Raw genomic sequence first — 2,494 nt, forward strand, 5'->3', positions numbered from 1 at the left:
CCCGTCTGGAAAATGCCGATGCCGAACTGACCGCCATGACCCTCGCGCTGGAGGCGCAGAGGCAAGAGGCTGAGGATACCCTGACCCTGCTGGCCGCCGCGCAGGCCGCAAAGGCGGAACTGGAGCGGCAATTCGGTGAGTTGAATGCCGAGGAATTGAAGGCACAATTGCAGGCCGCGTTGGAGGCGCAGACGCAGGCGCAGGAAGATGCCGCAGCACAGCGCTCACTGGCCGAGGAACGCGCGGCACTGCTGGCTGTGGCCCGCGATACGATTGCCTCGGAACAGGAAATCTCGACCGAGGCGCAGCGCCAGACTGCGTTGTTGAACCAGCAAATGGCTGCGCTGCGCGGACAGTTGGGATCATTGCAGGCGTTGCTGGACGACTACGAAGAACGCAATGAAGCCGCCGAGGTGCAGATCCAGACGTTGGGTCAGGACCTGAACGCGGCGCTGGCCCGTGCAGCCTCGGAAGAGCGCCGCCGCCGGTTGCTGGAAGAGGCCGAACGCATCCGTCTGGAAGCTGAAGCCGAGGCATTGGCCGGGCAAAATCAGGAACTGACCGCGCAGGCCGAGGATTTGCAGCGCTATCGCTCGGAATTCTTCGGACGTCTGCGCGACGTGCTGGGCGATCAGGAGGGCGTGCGGATCGAAGGTGACCGCTTCGTGTTCTCGTCTGAGGTGCTGTTCGACACCGGCTCGGCCGTTCTGTCGGCTGAGGGGCGGCAAGAGGTGGCCAAGGTCGCCAACATCCTGCGCACCGTTGCGGCGGAAATTCCCGAAGGGCTGAACTGGGTGATCCGCGTCGATGGCCACACCGACAATGTCCCGCTGGGCGGGGCCGGGCGCTATCGCGACAATTGGGAGCTGAGCCAGGGCCGCGCGTTATCCGTGGTCCGCTACATGGTCGACGCGCTGGGCATCCCGCCCAGCCGTCTGGCCGCCAACGGGTTTGGAGAATTCCAGCCGGTCAACCCCGCCGACACCCCCGAAGCCCGCGCCCAGAACCGCCGGATCGAGTTGAAACTGACCGAGCGTTAAGGAGTTACCGCACCGGGATCGTCGTGATTTTCTGGCTGATGGTTTCGCCGTCCCGGATCAATGACGCCACGCCCTGATACGTGCCAACGTGCCAGCCCGCTTGCGTCAGGCGACGCCCCGTCGCGCGATAAAGCTGCGCCTGCGCCCGGTCCAGTTCAACGTCCTGAGAGAACAGTGTGCCCTGCGGTCCGGTGACCTCAAGCCGAAGAATATCACCCGGTCGGCTGCCGAATGCGTGCCCGTAGAACACGATGGCATCGGCCTTGGCAGTGAGGGTCGATAAGGCGGCATCTCCGGCCAGAACGTGATCATATTCGGGGACGCGGTCGGAGAACCCCACGGAAATCAGGCTGCCGGGGACATAATCGGGGGTGTCTTGCCACAAGGTGCCTTCGGGCGCGGTACAGCCATCAGCGCCATTCGGGACAAAAGGGTCGATAGACTGCCCGTCCTTGCGCACGGACAAATGCAGATGTGGAAACTGGGTTTTCCCGCTCAGCCCGATTTCACCCAGAACGGTGCCGGCTTCGACGCGGTCCCCTGATTTCACTCGGACGGACCCGCGCCGCATATGGCAATACTGTGTTTCCCATCCGTTTTCATGGGCGATCACAACACCATTGCCGCATTCGCGTCCGGCAATCTGTTCGGCGTTTTCCGGCTCATAGCGCTGATCGGTCATCCCGTTTCGAACGCCTTGCACGATCCCGGGGGCCGCAGCCAGAACCGCCACGCCGTTGCGCATCGCCGCCAGATTCGGCAGCGCGAAATCGGTCCCCTTGTGACCATCATAGCTGAGCCCGCCACAGCGGAAATCCTGAACCGTTCCTGCGGGCTGATGATCGACGTAGTTCTGGATATGGCAGGTCTTGCCCAGCTCGCAATCCACGGGGTGTTGCAAAAGGAAATCGCTCGCCGCCGGAGAGGCGACGAGCGTCAATACCAACGCTGAAGGCCAGCGCATTAATCCGCTGTCAGAAGCGGGGGCTTGTCGCCCGGGATGCGCGGTTGATCGGGGCCAAGGATTTCCAGATCCAACTCGCCCTTCTTGACCGAGACGCGGACCACACCGCCTTTGGCCAGCTTGCCGAACAGCAGCTCCTCGGCCAGGGGTTTCTTGATGTGTTCCTGAATGACACGGCCCAGCGGACGCGCACCCATCTTGTCGTCATAGCCCTTGTCGGCCAGCCATTCGGCGGCTTTGGGCGTCAGGTCGATGGTCACGTTGCGATCCAGCAATTGCGCCTCAAGCTGCAGGACGAATTTCTCGACCACTTGCAGGATGACCTCTTTCGGCAGCGGCGCGAAGGAAATCACCGCGTCCAGACGGTTGCGGAATTCCGGCGTGAAGGTGCGCTCGATCGCGGCGGTATCCTCGCCCTCGCGCCGGTCGCGACCAAAGCCGATGGCGGCCTTGGCCTGTTCCTGCGCGCCCGCGTTCGAGGTCATGATCA

Annotated in this window: 2 protein-coding genes and 1 pseudogene; 1 reads left to right on the forward strand and 2 read right to left on the reverse strand. The window is 63.1% G+C overall.

The features are described 5' to 3' along the window. A partial coding sequence (locus MPJ51_RS13800; protein WP_298387790.1) for a peptidoglycan -binding protein occupies positions 1-1,040 on the forward strand: 1,040 nt, incomplete at its 5' end. A 4-nt stretch (positions 1,041-1,044) separates the two neighbouring features. Here MPJ51_RS13800 and MPJ51_RS13805 read toward each other — a convergent pair. After that, a complete protein-coding gene (locus MPJ51_RS13805) occupies positions 1,045-2,004 on the reverse strand; it encodes a M23 family metallopeptidase (RefSeq protein ID WP_298387793.1) in 960 nt (319 codons plus the stop codon). After that, positions 2,004-2,494: pseudogene (gene clpA / locus MPJ51_RS13810) on the reverse strand (ATP-dependent Clp protease ATP-binding subunit ClpA); the annotation flags it as partial. The pseudogene clpA and the gene MPJ51_RS13805, both read right to left, overlap by 1 nt.

The organism is Ruegeria sp. (assembly GCF_028066395.1).
GTDB lineage: Bacteria > Pseudomonadota > Alphaproteobacteria > Rhodobacterales > Rhodobacteraceae > Ruegeria.